This is a genomic window from Candidatus Pseudomonas phytovorans (genome assembly GCA_029202525.1).
GTDB classification, from domain to species: domain Bacteria; phylum Pseudomonadota; class Gammaproteobacteria; order Pseudomonadales; family Pseudomonadaceae; genus Aquipseudomonas; species Aquipseudomonas phytovorans.
The window spans coordinates 4,732,565-4,756,241 of sequence record CP119325.1 but is presented as its reverse complement, the minus strand read 5'-3'; the positions used below and the strand labels follow the sequence as shown (position 1 = coordinate 4,756,241).

Genomic DNA, 23,677 nt, shown 5'->3' with positions numbered 1-23,677 from the left:
AGCCCCATGGGCGCATACTGAAACATCAGGAATCAACTCCACCCGCAATCACACTTTTGCCGCGAACCCTGCGCGCCTTAGGCTATCAAAGTCCTCAGGCGCGGTATTTTCGTACAGGAGGTGAAGCATGACCCCGACATTGCCCATCCTGGCCATCGGCCTGGCTTTGTGCCTGCCCGTGCACGCTGCGCCGCAGCAGCCGTTGCAGCTTGCCGCCGGCAACAACAACCCCTACAACAGCCCGATCCAGCGCGCCAACCCCAACAGCCGCCAGGGCAGCATGCCGGCCACGCCCCCTGTGCGCGGCCCGTCTACCGACCCTTACCAGCGTACGCCCAGCCTGGACAACCGCGGCATCGGCAACGGTGACAACCTGCGCCGGCAGCAACAGACCCCGAACCTGGAACCTACCCGGCCACCGCGCGACAACACGCGTGCGCCGTGAGCCTACATGAAAGGAATTCTGCATGCCTAAAGCAACCTGGCTCGCCACCCTGACTGCCGCTGCACTCATGCCCCTGTTGGCGCAGGCGGCGGCAGAGCAACAGTTTCGCAGCGAAGCAGGCACGTTGACTGTCAGCACCTTGGCCGACGGCCTGCGCAACCCCTGGGCGCTGGCTTTTCTACCTGGTGGCAAGGACATGCTGGTAACCGAGCGTGCCGGCAACCTGCGGGTGGTGAACGCTGAAGGCAAGGTCGGCCCGCCGATCAGCGGCGTGCCCAAGGTCTGGGCCGAAGGCCAGGGCGGCCTGCTGGACGTGGTGCTGTCGCCGACGTTCGACAAGGACCGCACTGTGTACCTGTCATACGCAGAGGAGGGCAGTGACGGCAAGGCCGGTACCGCTGTCGGCCGTGGCCAGCTGTCCGAAGACCGCGCCCGGCTGGAGAATTTCAGCGTGATTTTCCGCCAGCAGCCCAAGCTTTCGGTGGGCAACCACTTCGGCTCGCGCCTGGTATTCGACCGCAACGGCTACCTGTTCATCGCCTTGGGCGAGAACAACCAGCGGCCCACTGCCCAGGACCTGGACAAGCTGCAAGGCAAGATCGTGCGCATCTTGCCAGATGGCGAAGTGCCGAAGGACAACCCCTTCGTTGGCAAGAGTAACGTGCGGCCGGAGATCTGGTCGTTCGGCCACCGCAACCAGCAAGGCGCCGCGCTCAACCCTTGGACCGGCAAGCTGTGGACCCACGAACATGGCCCGCGTGGCGGCGACGAAATCAACATCCCCGAGCCCGGCAAGAATTACGGCTGGCCTATTGCGACCCATGGCATCAACTACTCGCTGCTGCCGATCCCCGAGGCGAAGGGCAAGCATGTGGACGGCATGGTCGATCCGCACCATGTGTGGGAAAAGTCTCCAGGGATCAGCGGCATGGCGTTCTACGACAGCCCGACATTCAAGGCCTGGGACCACAACCTGTTCATTGGTGCGCTGGCGACCCAGGAGCTGATCCGCTTGCAGCTTAAGGGTGACAAGGTGGTGCATGAGGAGCGCTTGCTCGGTGACCTGAAGGCGCGTATCCGCGATGTGCGGGTGGGGCCGGATGGCTACATCTATGTACTGACCGATGACAAGGATGGCGCATTACTCAAGGTAGGCCTGGCCGACGAAGTCTGAGCCTCAACCTACCCTGTGGGAGCGGGTTCACCCGCGAAGAATTCGACGCGGTGGATGGCACCGGCGTTGCCGGTGTTCGCGGGTAAACCCGCTCCCACAGAGGGAAGTGACAGCCCCGAGAAATTGAGCATGTCAGTGGTTGCCAAAAGCGATCGGCCGCCAGCTGTGTAGAATGCCACATGGCCATGACTCCTCAATCCCTCTACCAGCAAGCCCTGACCACTCAGGGCTATGTCGCCGACCCTGCCCAGGCCCGCGCCGTCGAGGCCCTGCAAGCCTGCTTCTCTGCCGTGGAACAGGGCCGCCCGACCCAGGGCGTCTACCTCTGGGGCCCGGTCGGGCGGGGCAAGACCTGGCTGATGGACCAGTTTCACCGCTGCCTGCACGTGGCCAGCCGGCGCCAGCACTTCCATCACTTCATGGCCTGGGTCCACCAGCGCCTGTTCCAGCTCAATGGTACCGCTGACCCGCTGCTGGCCTTGGCGCGGGAACTGGCCGGGCAGATCCGCGTGCTGTGCTTCGACGAACTGTTCGTCAACGACATCGGTGACGCAATCATTCTGGGCCGCCTGTTTCAGGTACTGTTCGACCAGGGCGTGGTGATTGTGGCCACCTCCAACCAGCCACCTGAGCAGCTGTACCGCGACGGCTTCAACCGCGAGCGGTTCCTGCCGGCCATCGCCGCGATCCAGCGGCACATGCAGGTACTGCCGGTGGCGGGGGAGCAGGACCATCGCCTGCACCCCGGTGCCGAACGCCAGCGCTACTGGGTGGCAGTGCCGGGGCAGGCCAGCCAGTTAGGCGAGGTGTTCCGCCAACTCAGCCCGGATGACCCCGGCACTGATCAGCCATTGGAGATCGGCTCCAGGCACATCCAAGTGGTACGGCGTAGCAAACAGGCCATCTGGTGCCGCTTCACCGACCTGTGTGAACAACCACTGGCAGCCATGGAGTTCATGGCCCTGTGCGACCTTTTTCCGGCCATTCTGGTATCGGAGGTTCCGGCGCTGAGCGGTGAACAGCGGGCCGGGCGTATTGCCCGGGGCACCGAGGATGCGCCTGCGCGGGTGGCGGCGGGGGACCGCGAACTACCCGCGTTGTCCCCCAAGGACGACGCCGTGCGCCGTTTTATTGCCTTGGTCGACGAATGCTATGACCGCCGTGTGGCGTTGTATCTGGAAGCGCAGGTGCCGCTCGATGCCCTCTACACTCAAGGGTATCTGGCGTTTCCGTACCAACGGACCCTGAGCCGGCTGCGGGAGATGCAATTTCAACGGTTTGGCTGATACAAATTTATTTGTTCAGCCACTCGACCAGCGTACGGTTGAACCGCACCGGTTCTTCGATCTGCGGCGCATGCCCCATGCCTTCGAAGGTGATCAGCTCACCCTTGGGAATCAGCTTGGCTACCTGTGGCCCCAGCACTTCATACTTGCCCAGCTTGGCCTTCACGTCCGGCGGCGCGATATCACTGCCAATCGCTGTGGTGTCCTTGTCGCCGACAAGCAGCAGGGTCGGCATCTGCAGGTCCTTGAACTCGTGGTACACCGGCTGGGTGAAGATCATGTCGTAGATCAGTGCCGAGTTCCACGCTACCGCTTCATGCCCCGGCCCCTTGTTCAGGCCCACCAGCATCTGTACCCAGCGCTCATACTCCGGTTTCCAGCGCCCGGCGTAGTAAGTCTTGCGCTCATACTCGCGCACCCCCTCGGCATCCAGCTTGAGCTCGCGGGCATACCACTGGTCCACGGTGCGATAGGGCACGCCGAGGGCCTTCCAGTCTTCCAGACCGATCGGGTTGACCATGGCGAGGCGTTCCACCTGCTGCGGGTACATCAGCGCATAGCGGGTGGCGAGCATGCCGCCCGTGGAGTGGCCAAGCACGATGGACTGCTTGATGCCCAGCTGTTCGAGCAAGGCATGGGTGTTGTTCGCCAACTGCTGGAAGCTGTACTGGTAGTGCGCGGGTTTGCTGGAGGTGCAGAAGCCGACCTGATCGGGGGCGATGACCCGGTATCCGGCCTTGCTCAACGCGTCGATGGTGGTTTCCCAGGTGGCGGCGCAGAAGTTCTTGCCGTGCATCAGCACCACGCTGTGGCCATTGGCCTGGCCTTGTGCAGGGACGTCCATGTAGCCCATCTGAAGGGCCTGGCCCTGGGACTTGAAGTCAAAATGCTTGAGTGGGTGCGGGTAGCTGAAGCCTTCGAGCTGGGGGCCGTAGGTAGGCGGCTCGGCGGCGATGGCCGGGCTGCCGGCAAGGCAGGCCAGGGCCAGGGCGGTTGCGCGCAGCATGGGGGCACTCCGTGTAGGGCCATGTAGGAAGGGGCGACTTTAGCAGCCAGGCGCGTGACCGGAGCGTGAAAGGTGTTACCAGGCGTGAAACCAGCCGAGGGTAATCATCGCCAGCACCGCATAGCGGCCAGCCTTGGCCAGGGTCACCAGCAGCAGGAAGCGCCAGAATGGCTCCCGCATGATCCCGGCGATCAACGTCAGCGGGTCGCCGATCACCGGCAGCCAGCTGAGCAGCAGCGACCACTGCCCCCAACGCTGGTAACGCTGCTGCGCACGCTCCAGCTGGGCAGCACTGCACGGGAACCAGCGCTTGTCGCGCAGGTGCTCGACGGCGCGGCCGAGCAGCCAGTTCACCACCGAACCCAGCACATTGCCCAGGGTGGCCACCAGCAGCAGGGTTGCCCAGGCCTCGGGCTGGCGCAGCAACAGGCCGACCAGCACGGCCTCCGATTGCAGCGGCAGCAGGGTGGCGGCGCCGAAGGCGCTGAGGAACAGCGCCCACAAGCTGAGCATCAGTAGTTGGCTACAACGGTGTCCTGGCCATCCTGGGTTACGCCAATGACCTGGTAGGCATCCTTGTGGTCACCCATTTCCATGCCGGGCGAGCCCATGGGCATGCCCGGCACGGCCAGGCCCTTGAGGTCGTTGCGCTTGGCCAGCAGGCGTACCTGTTCGGCCGGTACATGGCCTTCGACGAACTTGCCGTCGATCACCCCGGTGTGGCACGACGCCAGGCGCGGCGCCACGCCCAGGCGCTGCTTGACTGCGCTCATGTTTGGCTCGACGTGGTCGTTGACGGTGAAACCATTGTCACGCAGGTGGCTGATCCAGGCCTTGCAGCAGCCGCAGTTGGGGTCGCGGTAGACGTCGATGGTTTCGGCGGCCTGTGCCAGGCCGGTGATGGCCAGCAGGCCCAGGCTCAGCAGGTGTTTGCGTAGCATCGTGAAGCACTCCTTTAAAAACGCAGGCGGATACCGGCGACCAGCCGGGTCTGGGCCAGATCTTCGCCGTCTTCGCGGGCCTGGTCGGCACGCTTGCCGTGCAGGCGGTTGAAGCTGACCCCGATGTAGGGGGCGAAGCCGCGTGTGATCTCGTAGCGCAGGCGCAGGCCGACCTCGCTGTCGGCCAGCCCTGCGCCTTGCTCGCGGCCGGCGTCGTTGCGGCCGTAGAGGTTGGCTTCCAGGGTCGGTTCCAGTATCCAGCGGTTGGTCAGCAGCATAGCGTAAGCGGCTTCCAGGCGCAGCGCGGTCTGTTGCCGCTCGCCGACGTAGGCAGTGGCCTGCAGCTCCAGGCCATACAGCGGCGTGCCTTGAATGCCGAACGCGCCCCAGGCCTGACCGCTGACGGGTTTGAAGTCCTGGCGCACGCCGGCCACCAGCTCCCACCACGGGCTGACGGCATGGCCCCACAGCGCCTGCAACTCGGCCTTGTGGGTCTTGCCCTGTTCGCGCTCGCCCTCCGTGCGCAACCACAGGCGGTCGATATCACCGCCGACCCAGGCGGTGGCGTTCCAGTTCAGGGCACTGCTGCTCTCAAAGTTCTGGTATTCAAGCTTGTCGACGATCACGGCCCAGTTCATCGCGCGGTCGTGCACTTGGTGCCCGGGCAGGGGCGGGAAGGCGGCGCGGCGGTCAGCGTCGCTGATCGCAGGCAGCGGTGTGCGCGGCTGGCTGGGTGTTGCCTGGCCATGGCTCATGCCTTCGTGGTTCATCTGGCCATGGTTCATGTGCGCCATGCCGGCGGCCAGCGCGCGTTCACTGGCGAGCAGGGTCAGCAGGGCCACGCCGGCCACGATGCTGCGGTTGCGTGTGTCATTCATCGACGCGTACCTCGCGGAACATGCCGGTCTCCATGTGGTAGAGCAAATGGCAGTGGTAGGCCCAGCGGCCCAGGGCATCGGCAGTCACCCGGTAGCTGCGGCGGCTGCCGGGCGGGATGTCGAGGGTGTGCTTGCGCACCAGAAACTGGCCGTGTTCGTCCTCCAGGTCGCTCCACATCCCGTGCAGGTGGATGGGGTGGGTCATCATGGTGTCGTTGACCAGGGTGATGCGCACCCGCTCGCCGTAACGCAGGCGTAGGGGTTCGGCATCGCTGAACTTGATGCCGTCGAACGACCAGGCAAAGCGTTCCATATGGCCGGTCAGGTGCAGTTCGATGTCACGCGAGGGTGTGCGCCCGTCCGGGTCGGGGTAGGGGCTGCGCAGGTCGGCGTAAGTGAGTACGCGGCGGCCGTTGTCGCGCAGGCCGATGCCGGGGTCGGCCAGGTTGGGGCGCGGGGCCATGGTCTGCATGTCAACCAGTGGGTTGCCGGTTTCGCTGGCAGGGTGTTGCTGCATCGCCGGCATGGCGGTGTGGTCCATGCCGGCCATGTTTTTGTGGTCCATGCCTGCCATGGCGCCCATGCCGCCGTGGCCCATGTCGTCCATGGTCAATACCGGGCGTGGGTCGGTTTCAGGCACCGGTGCCTGCAGCCCGGCAGCGCGGGCCAGGGTCCCGCGGGCGAAGCCGCTGCGGTCCATGCTCTGGGCGAACAGGGTGTAGGCGGGCAGGTCGCCCACGGTGACCAGCACATCGTAGGTTTCGGCCACGGCAATGCGCAGTTCGTCCACGCTCACTGGCGTTACCGGCAAGCCGTCGGCGGCAATCACGGTCAGCTTCAGCCCGGGGATGCGGAAGTCGAAGTAGGTCATGGCCGAGGCGTTGATCAGTCGCAGGCGCACGGTTTCACCCGGCTGGAACAGGCAGGTGAAGTTGCCTTGCGGCGGCTGGCCGTTAAGCAGGTAGGTATAGGTGGCGGCGCTGATATCGGCGAGGTCGGTAGGGCTCATGCGCATGCGTGCCCAGGCCGTGCGCTCGGCGACGGTGGGGCTCCAGCCGTTGTCGGCGACATCATCGATGAAGTCACCGACCGTGCGCTTGTGATAGTTGAACGCGTCGGACTGCTTCTTCAGCGTGGCCATCAGCTGTTCCGGTGCCTGGTCCGACCAGTCGCTGAACAGCAGCACATGGTCACGCTGGTAGTGGTGCGCTTCGGGCTCGCGTGGCTCGATCACGATCGCCCCGTATACCCCGGCCTGTTCTTGCAGTCCCGAATGGCTGTGGTACCAGTAAGTACCACTCTGGCGCAGGGTGAACCGGTACAGGTAGTCGCCACCGGGTTCGATACCGGCGAAGCTCAGGCCTGGTACGCCGTCCATGTTGGCGGGCAGGATGATGCCGTGCCAGTGGATCGAGGTGTCCTGCGCCAGGTGGTTGCGCACGCGCAGGGTTACGGTTTCGCCTTCGCGCCAGCGTAGCAAGGGGCCGGGCAGGCTGTTGTTGATGGTCAGTGCGGTGCGCGGGCGGCCAGTGAGGTTGACCGGCGTCTGGCCGATGAACAGCTCGAAATGCTGCCCGGCCAAGTCCTGGCCTTCCGCGGCCTGAGCCAGCGGGCGCCATAGCCCCAGGCCCGCCAGTGCAGTGGCGGCGCCCAGGCCTTTGACGAAGGTACGGCGGGTGGGAGTGTGCAACATGGCGTGGCCTCATGCGGGGGAGCCACGATGTTCGCTGCAGGCGCCTGTCAGGTAGCTGAGGCGCGCATTACAGCGTTGTCAGCTTGCCACCTCGTCGGCCCGCAGGTCGCGCATCAGCAGGGCGTAGTCAAGCGCGACCTGCTCCGGGATGGGCAGGTACACCACGTGGCCGTCACCCGGTGCCACGTCGATGGCCTGCTGCTGGCGGTTGCACAGCCTGTGCAGGTCGAAATGGTAGTTGCCTCGTGGGGTCATCAGCTCCAGGTGGTCACCTAAGGCAAAGCGGTTTTTCACCTTGACCTCGGCCAGGCCATCGACACGCACGCCGGTCAGCTCACCGACGAACTGCTGGCGGTCGGATACCGAGTTGCCGCGCTGGTAGTTCTGGTATTCGTCGTGCACGTGACGGCGCAGGAAACCTTCGGTGTAGCCGCGTTGTGCGAGGGATTCGAGGTTGCCCATCAAGGCCCGGTCGAACGGACGCCCGGCCACGGCATCGTCGATCGCCTGGCGGTACGACTGTACTGCGCGGGCACAGTAGAAGTGCGACTTGGTGCGGCCTTCGATCTTCAGCGAATGTACGCCCATGCCTGCCAGGCGCTCGACATGCTGGATGGCGCGCAGGTCCTTGGCATTCATGATGTAGGTGCCGTGTTCATCCTCGAACGCTGGCATTTCAGTGCCGGGGCGGTTGCTTTCCTGCAGCAGGAACACCTGCTCGGCAGGGGCGCCCAGGCCAAGGGTGGGCTGCACTTCGCGCACCATGTCGCCGGTGGCGTTCTCGGTGGCCGGCGTGGCGTCGTACTTCCAGCGGCAGGCGTTGGTGCAGCTGCCCTGATTGGCGTCCCGCTTGTTGAGGTAGCCCGACAGCAGGCAACGGCCCGAGTAGGCCATGCACAGCGCGCCGTGGACGAACACCTCCAGCTCCATGCCAGGCACCTGCTGGCGGATTTCCTCGATCTCCTCCAGAGACAGCTCGCGTGACAGGATCACCCGGCTCAGGCCCATTTGTTGCCAGAACTGCACGCTGGCCCAGTTGACCGTGTTGGCTTGCACTGACAGGTGCACCGGCATGTGCGGGAAGTGCTGGCGCACCAGCATGATCAGGCCAGGGTCGGACATGATCAGCGCGTCCGGCGCCATGTCGATGACCGGTGCCAGGTCCTTGAGGAAGGTCTTGAGCTTGGCGTTGTGCGGGGCGATGTTGACCACCACGTAGAAACGCTTGCCCAGGGCATGTGCTTCCTGGATACCCAGCGCCAGGTTGGCATGGTCGAATTCATTGTTGCGCACCCGCAAGCTGTAGCGCGGCTGGCCGGCATAGACCGCGTCGGCGCCGTAGGCAAAGGCGTAGCGCAGGGTCTTCAGGGTGCCGGCTGGGGCCAGCAGTTCAGGCTTGGCGATAGAGGTCATGGTGAGCACCGAGGCAAAGGGCGCGGATGCTAAAACCCTCGGTCAGTACACGTATTGATTTACATCAAGGGAGTCGCGGCACTTTTAGCCAAGCGGCGCGCACTAATATCGCATAAGCCATTCGAGGACCTGCGATGAACGAAGCCGCTCTACAGAACAAAGCCCTGGCAGTGCTCCTGGCGCTGGTGACCATTGCCTTTTTCTGGATCCTGTTGCCGTACTATGGCGCGATTTTCTGGGCGGTTGTGCTGGGCATCCTGTTCGCCCCGATGCAGCGCAACCTGCTGATCCGCTTTGGGCGCAGGCGCAACCTGGCAGCGGCCGCGACGACCTTGGTCTGCCTGTTGGTGGCGGTGCTGCCGGTGTTCATCACCAGCGCATTGCTGGTGCAGGAAGGCGCCACGCTGTACCAGCGCATCGAAAGCGGGCAGCTGGACATCGCCGGTTACGTCGAGCACGGCAAAGACCTGCTCCCGGCATTTGCCCAGCACGGCCTGGACAACATGGGCATGGGCAACCTTGACGGGTTGCGTGACAAGATTACCAAGTGGGCAACCCAGGGTAGCCAGGTATTGGCCAGCCAGGCGTTCAGCTTTGGCCAGGGCACGTTCGAGTTCCTGGTCAGCTTCGGCATCATGATGTACCTGTTGTTCTTCTTCCTGCGTGAAGGTGCAGAGGTAGCCCGCCGGGTGCGGCTGGCCGTGCCGCTGCCCGAGCACCAGAAGCGCCGGTTGCAGTTGAAGTTCAACCGGGTGGTGCGGGCGACGGTGAAAGGCAACGTATTGGTAGCCATCACCCAAGGGGCGCTGGGCGGGTTCATCTTTTGGGTGCTGGATATCCCCAGCGCACTGGTGTGGGCGGTGCTGATGGCGTTTCTGTCGCTGTTGCCGGCGGTGGGGGCAGGTATCGTGTGGGCGCCGGTGGCCGCGTATTTCCTGCTGACCGGGGCGATTCTCCCGGGGATTATCCTGACCGCGTTCGGGGTACTGGTAATCGGCCTGGTGGACAACCTGCTGCGGCCGATCCTGGTAGGCAAGGACACGCGCATGCCGGACTACCTGATTCTGGTGTCGACGCTGGGTGGTCTGGCAGTGTTCGGGCTAAACGGCTTCGTGATCGGGCCATTGATCGCGGCGCTGTTCGTGTCCAGCTGGGCGATCTTTGCCTCGACCAAGCCGCAGGTGCAGTTGCCGCAGTAGAATGTGCACGGGGGGCCGCTTGGCGGCCCATCGCAGGCAAGCCAGCTCCCACAGAGACAGCGCAGCTTTCAAGATTGGCGCAGTACCTGTAGGAGCTGGCTTGCCTGCGAAGCAGCCCCACTGGCCGGGTCAGAACGCCTGCGGCATCTCGCCCTTGGCCAGGCGGCGGTTGATGTCGGCAATCACTTCAGGCAGCTCGTTGATGGTGTCGATCAGGTAGTGCGGGCGCGACCCGGCAAACAGCGTGTGGATGCGTTTGCGCTCGCTTTCCAGCTTATCGGCGCTCAGCGCGCAGAACCCTTCCCAGGTCAGCCCCAATGCATTGCCCGAGCAGACCAGCGCCACGGTCCACATGCCGGCACGGCGGCCTTCGAGAATGCCCGGCACGGTGTCGTCCACCTTCACGCAGGCGGCGACATCGTCAATCCCCAGAGCAATCACGTTAGCCAGGGCCTGGGCCGGCCAAGGGCGGCCATTCGGGGTTTCGTCGGTGGCCACCACGTGATCGGCGACGTATCCGTTCTGCGCTGCCAGCTCGACCACCTTGTCCATTACCACCTTCGGGTAGCCCGAGCACGAACCGATCTTAAGGCCGTCATGGCGTAGCCCGGTGAGGGTGTCCAGTGCACCCGGGATCAGTGCCGAGTGAACGGCGATCTTCTCGATCTGCAGCGGCATGAAGCGGTTGTAGATGGCGGTGACGTCCTCGTCGGTCGGGGTGCGGCCGAACACCTTGCGGTAGCGCTCGGCAATTTCCGGCACGTCGCACAGGGTGCGGATGTGGTCCCACTTGCCCATGCCCATCGGGCCTCGGGCTTCTTCGATAGACACCTGCACGTCGAACTCGGCGAAGGCTTCGACAAAGATCTGGGTCGGGGCGAAGGAGCCGAAGTCGACCACGGTGCCGGCCCAGTCGAGGATGGCGGCTTGCAGCTGGGTAGGGTTGCTGTAGTTCATGTGCGCTGATTCCTGAATTCGGGTAGGCAAAGGGGTTAGATGTCCAGCACTTCCATTTCCCGCAGCACTTCGGCTACGGCATTCACGGCGGCCTGCATGCCATCGGCACCGACCACGCCGATGCAGCCGACACGGAAGGTTTCGACCTGGGTCAGCTTGCCTGGGTAGAGGATGAAACCCTTGGCCTTGACCCGCTCGTAGAAGTCCTTGAACTGGTAGCGGGGATCGTTAGGCGCATGGAAGGTAACGATGATCGGCGCCTGGATCTCGGCCGGCAGGAAGCTGCGCAGGCCAATCGCGGCCATGCCGTCGAGCAGGGTCTTGCAGTTGTTGGCGTAGCGCCGGTGGCGGGCGGGCAGGCCGCCTTCTTCGTTGTATTGCTGCAGCGCTTCGTGCAGGGCTGCGACCACGTGGGTGGGTGGGGTGAAGCGCCACTGGCCGGTCCTGGCCATGTAGGCGTGCTGGTCGTGCAGGTCCATGGCCAGCGAGTGGGCATTGCCTTCGGCGGCGGCCAGCGCGGTTTTTTCGGCGAACACGAAGCCCATGCCGGGCACACCTTCAAGGCATTTGCCGGAGGCGGCGATCAGCGCTTCGAAGGGGACTTCGCGGGCGTCGATCGGCAGCGCGCCGAACGAGCTCATGGCGTCGATGATCAGGCGCTTGCCGTGGCGTTCGATGACCTGGGCGATTTCTGGCAGCGGGTTGAGAATGCCGGTGCTGGTTTCGCAGTGGATCAGCGCGACGTGGGTGATGGCTGGGTCTGCAGCCAGCAGTTGGTCGACATCGGCAGCCGTGGTCGGCTGGTCTTCGGCGGTTTCAAAGGTGCTGTAGGTGCGGCCCAGTACCTTGCAGATTTTTGCCAGGCGTTGGCCATAAGCACCGTTGATCAGCACCAACACCTTGCCATCACGCGGCACCAGGGTACCGATGGCGGCCTCCACGGCGAAGGTGCCGCTGCCTTGCAGCGGCACGCAGTGGTGGCTGGCACTGCCGTCGATGATCGCCAGCAGTTGCTCGCAGACAGTGGCAGTCAATTGATTGAATTCGCGGTCCCAGGAGCCCCAGTCCACCAGCATGGCTTGGCGGGTGCGGATTGATGTGGTCAGAGGACCTGGGGTCAGCAGAATCGGGGCGTTGCTCATTCCGTTATTCCTCACAAGCGGTGGGCTGAAACTACGGGGTCTAGGTTGCAATTCACGCTGGCATCAATCAAATTGTTTGTTGTTATCTCAGCTATAAGTCAGGCCGATGCATATGAACCTGTTCCAGTTGCGCGCCTTCGATGCCGTTGCCCGTGAAGGCAGCTTTACCCGTGCCGCAGAGCGCTTGTTCATCAGCCAGCCGGCAGTGACCGGGCATGTGAAAGCGCTGGAGGAGCACTACCAGATCACCCTGCTTCGGCGCACCGCACGGCGGGTGGAATTGACCGAGGAAGGCACGCGCCTGGCGGCTATTACGCGTGCCATGTTCGGCTTGGCCGAAGAGGCACAGGCCATGCTGGAGGCCAATCGCCAACTGCTGACCGGGCGCCTGGAGGTGGCGGCCGATGGCCCCCACCGGGTGATGCCGATGCTGGCCATGTTGCGCGAACGCTACCCCGGCATCACCGTCAACCTGCGCCTGGGCAATGCTCAGGAAACCCTGGCCGCGCTGTTGGGTGAACATGCGGACGTGGCCGTGCTGACCGAGATCGAGCCGCGCAAGGGCCTGCATTTGCAGAAACTCTGCGAGTCGCGGCTGTGCGCCTTGTTGCCGGCCGGGCATGCCTGGGCGCAGCAGCAAGATGACCTGCCGCTGGCGCAGTTGCATCAGCAGATCATGGTGTTGCGCGAGCCCAGTTCGACCACCCGGCGCACGTTCGACCGGGCCTGCGGCCAGGCCGCAGTTCAGCCGCGCGTGCTGCTGGAACTGGACAGCCGCGAAGCCGTGACCGAGGCGGTGGCGTCCGAGCTTGGGATCGGTGTCGTTTCATCGACCGAAGTGGCCAACGACCCCAGGGTCGTGGCCCGCCCATTGGCGGGGGCAGGGCTGGTCAACCAGCACATGATCGGCTGCCTTGAGCGGCGTCGAGAGCTGCGCCTGATCCAGGCGTTTCTTGGCTTGGCCGCCAGCACTTGAGCATGGGCTGGCATTTTCCCTTCGGCGGCTTAAGATGGCCGGCACAGCGTACCCCGAGCGGCCGATGAGCGATAAAGACACCATATCCATGCAGCTGGTGCGTGAGGCACTGCTGCAGACCTGCCCCGATGCCGATGCCTCGCTGCTCGGGCGCGCCGGTATAGAGGCCAGCCAGCTCGAGCGCCCCGAGGCGCGGGTCAGCGCCGAAGCCTACGCACGGTTATGGCGCTTGTTGGCCCGCCGTTGCAATGACGAGTTTTTTGCCATGGACCCGCGCGGCCTGCGCACTGGCAGCCTGGCCTTTCTGTGCCGCGCGGCCATGGCCCAGCCGACCTTGGCCATGGGTCTGGAGACCGCGTTGGAGTTCCTCAGCCTGATGCTCCAGGACCTGCAACCCAGCCTGGTACGCCAGGGGGGGCTGGCGGAGATCGTTATCAACGAGCCGCAAGATGCGCCACGCAGGGCTTTCACCTACTTCACCTTCTGGATGATCGTACATGGCGTGGCCTGCTGGCTGGCCGGCCGGCGCATCCCCATCCTGGCCATTGACCTGCGCTGCGGCGAACCGCCGTTCTGCGACGATTATCGGGTGATGTTTTCCGAGAACCTGCAGTTCCAGCGCCCGCGCACGCGCATGATCATCGCCGCCGATGGCCTGGACTTGCCGCTGCGGCGCACAGCCCTGGACCTGCAGCGTTTTCTTGCCGAGGCACCCGGCAACATCCTGGTCAGGTACCGCGACCCGGCCAGCCTGGGACGGCGCATTCGGCACGACCTGCTGGCGCTCGAGCCCATCCGTTGGCCCGACGCCGACGGCCTGGCACGCCACCTGTGCCTGTCGGCGTCGACCTTTCGTCGCCGTCTGGCGGAGGAGGGCCAGACATACCAAGGTCTCAAGGACAGCGTGCGCCGCGAGCTGGCGATCGCCTGGCTCGCCGAAGATCGTTTGAGCATGCAGGACATCGCCGGCGGGCTGGGTTTTGCCGATGGCAGTTCGTTCTACAAGGCATTTCGCAAGTGGTTCGGCTGCAACCCGGGGCAATACAGGGCACTGGTGCAGGCCCGTAGTACGCAGGAGTAATCCACTTCCCTCTGACGTGGGCAGGCCGACGATGAAAGATTGGGCCGCCCAATCGAGTTGGAGTGCACCGTGCGTAAACGTGATTTTCCCCCTCGCCCGAATGAGCAAGGCGCCACACCGGGCAAAGCGGTAGAGCCGCCTGTGGCATTGGCGGATCAGGCACAAAAAGCCACCGATCACTTCATCCATCAGCGGCTGCCTCAGTGGATCCGCGATGCCGACGCTGAGGACCTTGCCACGCTGCGGGCTTTGCTGAGCGCGCATAAAACCAGCCAGGACCAGGTCAGGCTGGCGACAGCAGCCGTACCGCAGCTGGAAACTTTTGCCGATGACAAGCTGTCCGAGGCGCTGGCCAACATCCTGCCCAGCGGTGAGCGGTTGAGCACCCTGCGGTGGCGAGACAAAGCGCTGCAGCTCGAAGGTGTGTCGGTGCCGCGGCTGGAGGCCAGCTACGAGGAGCATCCGGCCTTACCGCGCCTGATGCAGAACTTTGCCGTTGGCGCTACGCCGTTGCAAGGCAGCGGGCTGCTGGCAGCGGGCACTGAAACGGCGCTCGACGCTGACCTGAACACGCTGATCGACACGTGTCGGCAGCTCGATGCGGGCGCACAGTATCAAGCGCTGCTGGAGCAGGTATTCAAGGCCAGCGAACCGTTGCTGGTAACTGACAAGCTGGCAGGCTTCAAACTGGCGGTGCATGTCGCCTTTCTCAGTAAAACCATCGATGGGCAGGTCCGGGATGCACTGCAGGCGGTGATTGCCGACGTCACTGCAACTGACCCGGCCGCAGACGCTACGGCAACGATCACCGCCTACCCTGGTTTGCTGTCCATGCTCGGGGTGCGTGTGCACGAGTCGCTGTTCATTCAGTTGCGCGGTGCCGACGATGAGGACAAAGGTGTTGTCATCTTCCGGCCGGGTGATGCGAACAGGCCGTTGCACAGATATCCGTCGCAACAGCAATGGGCCGCTGAAATGGCCGGCGAACTGCAGGACGAAAAACGGCGCGCGGCATTCATCCAACTGATTGCCCTCGAAGATCGCGCGAGTTTTTTCAGCACGCTGCTATTGCGGCTTGAGGACGAAGTGCCAGACCTGCAACTGGAAGGGCAGACTGGCCACGGCCATGTTTTCCTGCGCTGGGCTCAATCCCAGTACCAACGGGCGCAGAGCGATGCCAGGCTGTTGCTGGTGCCCACCGCAGATGCCGACGCCAAGGCCAGCCGGGAACGCCTCGAAAGCTGGAAATCACTGGGATGGGGGCTGCTCAACCTGGCCGGGTTCTTCATCCCTGGGGTAGGCGCACTGTTGCTGGCGCAACTGGTTGCCCAGCTGTGCGCGCAGGTCTACGAGGGTGCCGAGGACTGGGCCGAAGGGCATGATCACGAGGCATTGCAGCATGCGCTTGGGGTTGCCGAGACGGTGGCGGCGGCAGCGATCACCGTGGGCGTGGTAGTGGGCGCCGAAGCCGCTGGCCGGCGCTTCGTGCGCAGCGCCTTTGTCGACGCCATGGAGCCGATGACGGTTGGCCCTGCCTCGCAACGCCTGTGGCACGACGACCTGGGTACCTATCGTACTTCGGCACAAGCCCCCGTGCTGGAGGAAGGCGGCCTGTACAGCGATGGCGAGCGGAGCCTGATGCACATCGACAGCCACTACTATGAGCTAAACCGCCCCGAGGAAGATGGCGCTTGGCGCCTCCGTCACCCCTTGCGGCCCGGTGGCTGGGGGCCTGTGGTGGAAGGTAATGGCGAACGCTTCTGGGCATTGCACGATGAACAACCGCTGGCGTGGAGTGATGCCGCAGCCATGTTGAATCGGCTCTGGCCGCAAGCCAACAGGTTGTCGAAGGTGCGCGCGGAACGCTTGCTGCAGGCAGCGTGCAGCGATGTCGACGAACTGCGAGGGATTCTGATCGAGAACCGTGCGTTACCCGCCAACCTTCGCCACACCCTGCGTCACTTCGATGCCGATGAACGGATAAATGGCTTCTTCGAACAACTGGCGGCGAGCGTGCCTGCTGATGACCAGGCTATTCATGAGTGGTGCAGGCAACACCCGGTTTGCGCGGGCCTGGAGGGCGACGAGATCGATGCCGCGATCATCGAGCAGGCCAGTGAATTGCGCAGTGGGTTGTTCAGCCATCTGACGCGGACCGAGCCAAGTGCTGATCAGGCCGTGCGCGTCATCTTGCGGGATTTCCCGGGGCTGCCTGCAGACTATGCCGACTCCTTGGCCTCCACGGTGAATGCCCAGGAACGCGAGGTGATCGTAATACAGCGCCGTCTGCCGTTGCCGGTGATGAACAAGGCCCGGGCGCTGCTGCAGCTTGCAAGGCTCAGCCAGGCGCAGATGGGCCTGATGCTGCGCAACGCTTACAGCGATGTCACGGGCGAAGTCGTGTTGAACCTGATGGCGCGTCTCGGCCGTGTTCTGAACAAGCGCCTGGTACTGCGTCAGGGGTCTACGGAGGGGAGCATCCTGTCGGTGCTCGACTGGGGCGGTGCGCAGCGCGAAGAGCTGACCATGGTGCATGAGACGGGTGAGTTCAAGCTCTATGACCGCGATGGCAGGCCCGTCGAGCTCGACATACCTGACACGGATGATTTCTTCAGTTGCATGAATGCGTTGATGAGCCCCGCCAACCGCACATCGCTGCAGTTGGGCGATACCGACCCGGCCGGTGTACTGCGTGACCGGTTGCTGGAGCAGGTGCCACGCGACAGGCGACAGCTTCTGGACAGGTTTGGCTGGAAGACGCAGCCGGGCTGGTTCAACCCCGGGCAGCGCTTGCCCGACGGCCGCGTGGGTTATGTATTGGGTGGTGGTGGCTCGAGGCCGTGGCAGGACAACCTGCGGCTACGGCGTCGTCTGCTGGCGCTGTACAGGGGGAGTACGCCAACGCAGATCGAAGCGCACGTGACAAGAATCCTGCAATGCGTTGACCCTTTCGAGCAGTTGCTGTTCGAGGAGGGGAATTTCCAGGCCCTGAATGCCAGGCTCGACAGGTGGGTCAATGAAGCGGACGAACTGGAAACGTCGGCGCGTCGGCTGCTTGCTCAGCGGTTACGTTCAGCCTGGCGCAGGCAACTGACCATCGACTTGCAGCACGAGGGGGCCTTGGGCTACCAGCTCGATCTGAGTGGCAGCCAGGTGACCAGCCTGCCCGAACTCAGCGGTGAACTGGACTTTCACTTCGTGACATCGATGGTGATGATGAATACCCCGCTGCGAACGGTGCCTGAAGCATTCTTCAGTAGCTTCGGCGGGTTGCGTCGCCTGAACCTGTCGCGCAATGCCCTGCGGGCGTTTCCCGCTAGCCTGAGGCACCTGACGAGCCTTGCCTCGCTGGACCTGTCCTTTAACCGGATCACCATGGATGGGCAGGGAACCCGTACCCTTTCCCGGCTTCACCAGCTGGATGCATTGTTCCTTAATGGCAATCGGTTAAGCCGGTTGACATTGCAGTTCATACAGGCCCCTGCGCTCAGGCGTTTGCATTTGCGCGGTTGCCAGTTGCTGGAGTGGCCGAGCGGTCTGGAACACTGCGGTTTGCTGCGCGATGTGAACCTGAATTACAACCAGTTGAGCGACGTGCCGGAAACGATCCTGCAGATGCCGTATGAGTTCCGTGCCGCGATTCATCTGGGGGGAAACGCTGTGCCGGTGGTGCGCTTGAGGCGCCTGTACGCGCGAAATCCGCACCGTAGGCACGCCCAGGCAGCAGCTTCGGAGGCAGCGGCCGTTACCCGTGAGGCGTGGGTGCAAGGTACCCATCGCCAAGTGCGCGAGGTGTGCTGGGATCGGCTGTTTTCCCGCGAGCAGAATGGCAGCGTGTTGCGGATTTTGCGCGAATTGCGGGCGAGCACCGATTTTATCAACCGCGCTTACCGTGATGTACTTGTAGGCCAGGTCTGGACACTGCTGGACGAGATGGATGCGAACGCTGTCCTGGAGCAGGAAATCCGGGCGATCGCCGATGAGCCCATCACCTGCGTGGACAGCGTTGCCGAGCGCTTCAGTGACCTGCAGGTGCGCGCCTTGGTGGCGAAAGCGAACCGATCGAGCGGCGGCACGCAAGACGACCTGCTCGAGTTGGGCGTCGGCCTGTTCCGGCTGGACAGGCTCGAAGCGTTCATTCGCGACGACCTGGAGCAGCGCAGCCGTGAAATGCCATCGTTGGACCTGATAGAGGCCAGGCTCTATTACATCGTCAATCTGGCCAGGGAGATGCAGATTCCTGGCCAGCCGGCTTCGATGACCTTCGCCGCCTTGAGTGGGGGCGACCCGAGTATGCTTGGCAAGGCTCGCGAGTACGTGAAAAAGGCGGAAACAGTCGAGGCCAAGGCGAATTTCCTGAGCGACCAGGCTTTCTGGAGTAGCCATCTGGAGGCTCGGTATCCAGCCGAGTTTGCGGCGATAAACGATGACTTCGACCAGCAGGGTACTGCCCTTGATGATTCGCGTGAAACCTTGAATGACCAGCAGTATTGCGACGGCTGGGAGGCCTTGAAGAACGCCCGCGATGGCCAACTGCACCGTCTGAAGGTATTGCTGACCAGGCAGGTGCTGGAGGGCCGCAATGAACCTGCAGGCGGCCAAAGCAGTCAGTCAGATTGACAGCTTTGGCCATTGTCGCCAGGCCTGAGTGGCGCGAATATCGTCGGACCGATGGTTAACTCCAAAAACAACAAACCAGGAGTCCGACGATGCGTGATTACGCCGAGGCCGCTCGTGCGTTCGAGCTTGGCAAGGCCGCCGCTGAGGCGCTGCATGGCAACCTCGAAGCCCTCAATGCCTGTGTCGAATGCTGTGACCGCCATGTCGGCAGTGGCAAGCTGGCGCTGCTGCACGAGGATCGCGATGGCAACAGCGCGCGTTACAGTTTCGATCAGTTGCAAGCGCTGGCCGCCCGCTTCGCCAACGTACTTCAGGCCCAAGGCGTGGAGGCCGGGGACCGGGTGGCGGGGCTGATGCCGCGAACGCCCGAGCTGTTGGTCACCATCCTCGCCACCTGGCGCCTCGGGGCGGTGTACCAGCCCTTGTTCACCGCCTTTGGCCCCAAGGCCATCGAGCACCGGCTTGAACAGTCCCACGCCCGCGTCATCGTCACCGACAGCCTCAACCGCACCAAGCTGGACGATGTGCGCGCTTGCCCGGCCATCATCACGGTCAACGCCCGCAGCGGCGAGCTGGATTTCCAGCAATGCCTGGAGGCTGCCGCAGGCATCTGCGAACCGGTCATGCGCTCGGCGAACGACCCGTTCCTGCTGATGTTCACCTCCGGTACCACGGGGCCTGCCAAACCGCTGGCCGTACCGCTGCGCGCCATTGTTGCCTTTCAGGGGTACATGCGCGATGCCATCGACCTGCGGCCCGAAGACAACTTCTGGAACCTGGCCGATCCGGGCTGGGCCTATGGGCTGTATTACGCCGTTACCGGCCCCTTGTCGCTGGGCCATGCCACTACTTTCTACGATGGCCCGTTCAGTGTCGACAGCTGCGCCCGGGTGATCGACAAGTTGGGCATCACCAACCTGGCCGGTTCGCCTACTGCGTATCGCCTGTTGATTGCTGCCGGCAAGGATTTTTCTGCGCCGATCAAGGGCCGTCTGCGCGTGGTCAGCAGTGCCGGCGAGCCGCTCAATCCTGAAGTGATCCGCTGGTTCGCCGACGAACTGGGCGTGACCATTCATGACCATTATGGCCAGACCGAGCTGGGCATGGTGCTGTGCAACCACCATGGCCTGCAGCATCCGGTACACGTGGGATCGGCCGGTTTTGCCATCCCTGGCCATCGCATCGTGGTACTGAACGAGCAGGGCAAAGAACTGCCGGTCGGCGAACCAGGCATTCTTGCCGTCGACCGTGAACAGTCGCCACTGTGCTGGTTTGCCGGTTATCACGGTCTGCCGACCAAGTCTTTCGTTGGCAAGTACTACCTCAGTGGCGACACCGTCGAGCTGAACCAGGACGGCAGCATCAGCTTTGTCGGCCGCAGCGATGACGTGATCACCACCTCCGGCTACCGGGTCGGCCCATTCGACGTGGAAAGCGCGCTGCTCGAGCACCCGGCGGTGATCGAGGCGGCGGTGATCGGCAAGCCCGACCCCGAACGTACCGAGCTGATCAAGGCCTTCGTGGTCTTGGCCAGCGGCTACAGCGCCAGTGCCGAGCTGGAAGAAACCCTGCGCCAGCACGTGCGCCAGCGCCTGTACGCGCATGCCTACCCAAGGGAAATCGAATTCGTCAGCGAACTGCCCAAAACCCCGAGCGGCAAGCTGCAACGCTTCATCCTGCGTAATCAGGAAGTGGCCAGACAACAAGCGCAGCAGGCCAACCCTGCCAGCGCCTGAAAGGAAACCGATCATGCACATAGCCAATAAACACTTCATCGTCAGCGGCGCCGCCTCCGGGCTGGGTGCTGCCACCGCGCAGATGCTGGTCGAGGCCGGCGCCAAGGTCATGCTGGTCGACCTCAATGCCCAGGCCGTCGAGGCCAAGGCCCGTGAACTGGGTGACAACGCCCGCTTCGCGGTGGCCGACATCAGCGACGAGCAGGCTGCCCAAGCGGCCGTGAATGCAGCCGTGAGCGCCTTTGGCAGCTTGCACGGGCTGGTCAATTGCGCCGGCATCGTCGGTGCCGAGAAAGTGCTGGGCAAACAAGGCCCGCATGGCCTGGCCAGCTTTGCCAAGGTCATCAACGTCAACCTGATAGGCAGCTTCAACCTCCTGCGCCTGGCTGCTTCGGCCATGGCTGAAGGGGCTGCCGATGAGGGCGGTGAGCGTGGGGTGATCATCAACACTGCCTCAATCGCTGCCTATGACGGCCAGATCGGCCAAGCCGCCTACGCTGCCTCCAAGGGCGCCATCGCCAGCCTGACCTTGCCGGCCGCCCGCGAACTGGCGCGCTTCGGCATCCGTGTGATGACCATTGCCCCAGGCATCTTCGAGACGCCCATGATGGCCGGCATGACCGAAGAGGTGCGTGCTTCCCTGGCAGCTGGCGTGCCGTTCCCGCCGCGGCTGGGGCGCCCGCAGGAATACGCTGCGCTGGCCCGTCACATCATCGAGAACAGCATGCTCAACGGCGAGGTTATCCGCCTCGACGGTGCGCTGCGCATGGCTGCCAAGTAAGGAGAACGAACATGACCCTCGCCAATGATCCGATCGTGATTGTCAGCGCTGTGCGCACCCCGATGGGTGGCCTGCAGGGCGATCTGAAAAGCCTGACCGCGCCACAACTGGGCACCGCGGCCATTCGTGGTGCCGTGGAACGTGCCGGCATCGATGCTGCCAGTGTCGAGCAAGTGCTGTTCGGTTGCGTACTGCCGGCCGGCCTGGGCCAGGCGCCGGCGCGCCAGGCGGCACTGGGGGCCGGGCTGGACAAGCACACCACCTGCACCACCCTGAACAAGATGTGCGGCTCGGGCATGCAGGCCGCAATCATGGCCCATGACCTGCTGCTGGCCGGCACCGCAGACGTGGTGGCGGCGGGGGGCATGGAAAGCATGACCAACGCCCCGTACTTGCTGGACAAAGCCCGTGGCGGCTACCGCATGGGCCACGGCAGGATCATCGACCACATGTTCATGGACGGCCTGGAAGACGCCTATGACAAAGGCCGCCTGATGGGTACTTTTGCCGAGGACTGCGCCCAGGCCAATGCTTTTAGCCGCGAAGCCCAGGACCAGTTCGCCATCACCTCGCTGACCCGTGCCCAGGACGCGATCAGCAGCGGCCGCTTTGCCGCCGAAATCGTGCCGGTGGAAGTTACCGAGGGCAAGGACAAGCGCGTTATCAAAGATGACGAGCAGCCGCCCAAGGCGCGCCTGGACAAGATCCCGCAGCTCAAGCCCGCCTTCCGTGACGGTGGTACGGTGACCGCAGCCAACTCCAGCTCGATTTCCGATGGTGCTGCGGCGCTGGTGCTGATGCGTCGCTCCGAAGCCGACAAACGGGGCCTCAAGCCGCTTGCGGTCATTCATGGTCACGCGGCCTTCGCTGACACCCCGGCGCTGTTCCCGACCGCGCCGATCGGGGCCATCGACAAGCTGATGAAGCGCACCGGCTGGAACCTGTCCGAAGTCGACCTGTTCGAGATCAATGAGGCCTTCGCCGTCGTTACCCTGGCAGCCATGAAGCACCTTGATCTGCCTCACGACAAGGTCAACATCCACGGCGGCGCCTGCGCCCTTGGCCACCCGATCGGCGCTTCCGGCGCACGCATCCTGGTGACCTTGCTGTCGGCCCTTCGCCAGAACAACCTGCGCCGCGGCGTGGCGGCCATCTGCATTGGTGGCGGCGAGGCCACGGCCATGGCCGTCGAATGCCTGTACTGAGGTGAACCATGCTGGTAACTGACGAGCAACAACAGATCGCCGATGCGGTACGTGACTTTGCCCAGGAACGCCTGAAGCCTTTTGCCGAGCAGTGGGACAAGGAGCACCGCTTCCCCAAGGAGGCCATTGCAGAGATGGCCGGGCTGGGACTGTTCGGCATGCTGGTCCCGGAGCAGTGGGGCGGCAGCGACACCGGTTACGTGGCCTACGCCATGGCCCTGGAAGAAATTGCCGCCGGTGATGGCGCCTGTTCCACCATCATGAGCGTGCACAACTCCGTTGGGTGTGTACCGATCCTGCGTTTTGGCAGCGAGCAGCAGAAGGCGCAGTTTCTCACCCCGCTGGCAACTGGCGCGATGCTGGGTGCCTTTGCCCTCACCGAACCGCAGGCTGGCTCCGATGCCAGCAGCCTGAAGGCCCGTGCGCGTCTGGACGGTGACCACTATGTGCTCAATGGCAGCAAACAGTTCATCACCTCCGGGCAGAACGCCGGGGTGGTGATCGTGTTTGCCGTGACTGATCCACAAGCCGGCAAGCGCGGGATCAGCGCCTTCATCGTGCCCACTGACTCACCGGGTTACCAGGTCGCGCGGGTCGAGGACAAGCTCGGTCAGCACGCTTCCGACACCTGCCAGATCGTGTTCGACAATGTGCGTGTGCCAGTGGCCAACCGCCTGGGCGCAGAGGGCGAGGGTTACAAGATTGCCCTGGCCAACCTCGAAGGCGGGCGCATCGGTATCGCCTCGCAGGCCGTGGGCATGGCCCGTGCGGCGTTCGAAGTAGCACGTGACTACGCCAATGAGCGGCAAAGCTTTGGCAAGGCGCTGATCGAACACCAGGCTGTGGCCTTTCGCCTGGCCGATATGGCGACGAAAATTGCCGTGGCCCGGCAGATGGTATTGCATGCCGCTGCGCTACGTGACGCCGGGCGCCCGGCGCTGGTGGAAGCGTCGATGGCCAAGCTGTTTGCCTCGGAAATGGCCGAAAAGGTCTGCTCGGATGCCTTGCAGACCCTGGGCGGTTATGGCTATCTGAGCGACTTCCCGCTGGAGCGGATCTACCGCGACGTTCGGGTTTGCCAGATCTACGAAGGCACCAGCGACATTCAGCGCATGGTCATTGCGCGCAATCTTTGAAGGAGCAG

19 protein-coding genes are annotated in these 23,677 nt (G+C 63.8%); 11 read left to right on the top strand and 8 right to left on the bottom strand.

What is annotated here, in order from left to right; genetic code table 11:
• The first annotated feature begins 127 nt into the window (after positions 1-127).
• From P0Y58_20875 to zapE, 3 genes are all read left to right on the top strand, one after another.
• Entirely contained in the window at positions 128-445 is a 318-nt protein-coding gene (locus P0Y58_20875; protein WEK29340.1) for a hypothetical protein, read from the top strand.
• Positions 446-467: 22 nt separating this feature from the next.
• A complete protein-coding gene (locus tag P0Y58_20870) occupies positions 468-1,619 on the top strand; it encodes a PQQ-dependent sugar dehydrogenase (GenBank protein WEK29339.1) in 1,152 nt (383 codons plus the stop codon).
• 179 nt (positions 1,620-1,798) lie between these two features.
• Positions 1,799-2,905: a cell division protein ZapE gene (gene zapE / locus P0Y58_20865; protein ID WEK29338.1), complete on the top strand. Its 1,107-nt coding sequence runs from the start codon at positions 1,799-1,801 to the stop codon at positions 2,903-2,905.
• Between the two features lie 7 nt (positions 2,906-2,912).
• Here the strand turns inward: zapE and P0Y58_20860 are convergent, their stop codons facing one another.
• The 6 genes from P0Y58_20860 to yegQ all read right to left on the bottom strand — a co-directional run bounded on the left by P0Y58_20860 (position 2,913) and on the right by yegQ (position 8,836).
• Entirely contained in the window at positions 2,913-3,911 is a 999-nt protein-coding gene (locus P0Y58_20860; GenBank protein WEK29337.1) for an alpha/beta hydrolase, read from the bottom strand.
• A gap of 75 nt (positions 3,912-3,986) precedes the next feature.
• The gene (locus tag P0Y58_20855; GenBank protein WEK29336.1) at positions 3,987-4,424 is read right to left on the bottom strand and encodes a DedA family protein; all 438 of its coding nucleotides are present in this window, start codon (positions 4,422-4,424) and stop codon (positions 3,987-3,989) included.
• Complete coding sequence (locus tag P0Y58_20850) at positions 4,424-4,852, bottom strand: DUF411 domain-containing protein (GenBank protein ID WEK29335.1); 429 nt, start codon at positions 4,850-4,852, stop codon at positions 4,424-4,426. Before P0Y58_20850 ends, P0Y58_20855 begins: the two co-directional genes overlap by 1 nt.
• 14 nt (positions 4,853-4,866) lie before the next feature.
• Entirely contained in the window at positions 4,867-5,730 is an 864-nt protein-coding gene (locus P0Y58_20845; GenBank protein WEK29334.1) for a copper resistance protein B, read from the bottom strand.
• A complete protein-coding gene (locus tag P0Y58_20840; protein ID WEK29333.1) occupies positions 5,723-7,423 on the bottom strand; it encodes a copper resistance system multicopper oxidase in 1,701 nt (566 codons plus the stop codon). The genes P0Y58_20845 and P0Y58_20840 overlap by 8 nt, the downstream gene beginning before the upstream one ends.
• Before the next feature lie 78 nt (positions 7,424-7,501).
• Positions 7,502-8,836, bottom strand: coding sequence for a tRNA 5-hydroxyuridine modification protein YegQ (gene yegQ / locus P0Y58_20835; GenBank protein ID WEK29332.1), 1,335 nt, complete (start codon positions 8,834-8,836; stop codon positions 7,502-7,504).
• A gap of 134 nt (positions 8,837-8,970) precedes the next feature.
• Here yegQ and P0Y58_20830 point away from each other — a divergent pair, with 134 nt between their 5' ends.
• Positions 8,971-10,035, top strand: coding sequence for an AI-2E family transporter (locus P0Y58_20830; protein ID WEK29331.1), 1,065 nt, complete (start codon positions 8,971-8,973; stop codon positions 10,033-10,035).
• Between the two features lie 129 nt (positions 10,036-10,164).
• Here P0Y58_20830 and P0Y58_20825 read toward each other — a convergent pair whose 3' ends face one another.
• Complete coding sequence (locus tag P0Y58_20825) at positions 10,165-10,992, bottom strand: phosphonoacetaldehyde hydrolase (protein ID WEK29330.1); 828 nt, start codon at positions 10,990-10,992, stop codon at positions 10,165-10,167.
• Between the two features lie 35 nt (positions 10,993-11,027).
• The gene (locus P0Y58_20820; GenBank protein WEK29329.1) at positions 11,028-12,134 is read right to left on the bottom strand and encodes a 2-aminoethylphosphonate--pyruvate transaminase; all 1,107 of its coding nucleotides are present in this window, start codon (positions 12,132-12,134) and stop codon (positions 11,028-11,030) included.
• Positions 12,135-12,246: 112 nt separating this feature from the next.
• On the opposite strand from P0Y58_20820, the gene P0Y58_20815 reads away from it, so the two are divergent.
• The 7 genes from P0Y58_20815 (at position 12,247) to P0Y58_20785 (ending at position 23,669) form a co-directional block, all read left to right on the top strand.
• Positions 12,247-13,110, top strand: a complete 864-nt coding sequence (locus P0Y58_20815) for a LysR substrate-binding domain-containing protein (protein WEK29328.1) — start codon at positions 12,247-12,249, stop codon at positions 13,108-13,110.
• Between the two features lie 64 nt (positions 13,111-13,174).
• The gene (locus P0Y58_20810; protein ID WEK29327.1) at positions 13,175-14,191 is read left to right on the top strand and encodes an AraC family transcriptional regulator; all 1,017 of its coding nucleotides are present in this window, start codon (positions 13,175-13,177) and stop codon (positions 14,189-14,191) included.
• A gap of 69 nt (positions 14,192-14,260) precedes the next feature.
• A complete protein-coding gene (locus P0Y58_20805; protein WEK29326.1) occupies positions 14,261-18,811 on the top strand; it encodes an NEL-type E3 ubiquitin ligase domain-containing protein in 4,551 nt (1,516 codons plus the stop codon).
• 89 nt (positions 18,812-18,900) lie between these two features.
• Complete coding sequence (locus tag P0Y58_20800; GenBank protein WEK29325.1) at positions 18,901-20,547, top strand: acyl-CoA synthetase; 1,647 nt, start codon at positions 18,901-18,903, stop codon at positions 20,545-20,547.
• A 13-nt stretch (positions 20,548-20,560) separates the two neighbouring features.
• Positions 20,561-21,328, top strand: a complete 768-nt coding sequence (locus P0Y58_20795; protein WEK29324.1) for an SDR family NAD(P)-dependent oxidoreductase — start codon at positions 20,561-20,563, stop codon at positions 21,326-21,328.
• A gap of 11 nt (positions 21,329-21,339) precedes the next feature.
• On the top strand, positions 21,340-22,533 hold the full coding sequence (locus tag P0Y58_20790; GenBank protein WEK29323.1) for an acetyl-CoA C-acyltransferase: 1,194 nt from the start codon (positions 21,340-21,342) through the stop codon (positions 22,531-22,533).
• 8 nt (positions 22,534-22,541) lie between these two features.
• Positions 22,542-23,669, top strand: a complete 1,128-nt coding sequence (locus tag P0Y58_20785; GenBank protein WEK29322.1) for an acyl-CoA dehydrogenase — start codon at positions 22,542-22,544, stop codon at positions 23,667-23,669.
• Positions 23,670-23,677: the final 8 nt, after the last annotated feature.

What these genes read in the sequence shown, in the direction of transcription:
- P0Y58_20840 (WEK29333.1), bottom strand. Translation starts at nt 7,423, where the DNA reads ATGTTGCACACTCCCACCCGCCGTACCTTCGTCAAAGGCCTGGGCGCC.
- P0Y58_20850 (WEK29335.1), bottom strand. Translation starts at nt 4,852, where the DNA reads ATGCTACGCAAACACCTGCTGAGCCTGGGCCTGCTGGCCATCACCGGC.
- P0Y58_20790 (WEK29323.1), top strand. Translation starts at nt 21,340, where the DNA reads ATGACCCTCGCCAATGATCCGATCGTGATTGTCAGCGCTGTGCGCACC.
- P0Y58_20875 (WEK29340.1), top strand. Translation starts at nt 128, where the DNA reads ATGACCCCGACATTGCCCATCCTGGCCATCGGCCTGGCTTTGTGCCTG.
- P0Y58_20785 (WEK29322.1), top strand. Translation starts at nt 22,542, where the DNA reads ATGCTGGTAACTGACGAGCAACAACAGATCGCCGATGCGGTACGTGAC.
- P0Y58_20810 (WEK29327.1), top strand. Translation starts at nt 13,175, where the DNA reads ATGAGCGATAAAGACACCATATCCATGCAGCTGGTGCGTGAGGCACTG.
- P0Y58_20855 (WEK29336.1), bottom strand. Translation starts at nt 4,424, where the DNA reads ATGCTCAGCTTGTGGGCGCTGTTCCTCAGCGCCTTCGGCGCCGCCACC.
- P0Y58_20815 (WEK29328.1), top strand. Translation starts at nt 12,247, where the DNA reads ATGAACCTGTTCCAGTTGCGCGCCTTCGATGCCGTTGCCCGTGAAGGC.
- P0Y58_20800 (WEK29325.1), top strand. Translation starts at nt 18,901, where the DNA reads ATGCGTGATTACGCCGAGGCCGCTCGTGCGTTCGAGCTTGGCAAGGCC.
- P0Y58_20845 (WEK29334.1), bottom strand. Translation starts at nt 5,730, where the DNA reads ATGAATGACACACGCAACCGCAGCATCGTGGCCGGCGTGGCCCTGCTG.
- P0Y58_20820 (WEK29329.1), bottom strand. Translation starts at nt 12,134, where the DNA reads ATGAGCAACGCCCCGATTCTGCTGACCCCAGGTCCTCTGACCACATCA.
- P0Y58_20870 (WEK29339.1), top strand. Translation starts at nt 468, where the DNA reads ATGCCTAAAGCAACCTGGCTCGCCACCCTGACTGCCGCTGCACTCATG.
- yegQ (WEK29332.1), bottom strand. Translation starts at nt 8,836, where the DNA reads ATGACCTCTATCGCCAAGCCTGAACTGCTGGCCCCAGCCGGCACCCTG.
- P0Y58_20830 (WEK29331.1), top strand. Translation starts at nt 8,971, where the DNA reads ATGAACGAAGCCGCTCTACAGAACAAAGCCCTGGCAGTGCTCCTGGCG.
- P0Y58_20795 (WEK29324.1), top strand. Translation starts at nt 20,561, where the DNA reads ATGCACATAGCCAATAAACACTTCATCGTCAGCGGCGCCGCCTCCGGG.
- P0Y58_20825 (WEK29330.1), bottom strand. Translation starts at nt 10,992, where the DNA reads ATGAACTACAGCAACCCTACCCAGCTGCAAGCCGCCATCCTCGACTGG.
- zapE (WEK29338.1), top strand. Translation starts at nt 1,799, where the DNA reads ATGGCCATGACTCCTCAATCCCTCTACCAGCAAGCCCTGACCACTCAG.
- P0Y58_20860 (WEK29337.1), bottom strand. Translation starts at nt 3,911, where the DNA reads ATGCTGCGCGCAACCGCCCTGGCCCTGGCCTGCCTTGCCGGCAGCCCG.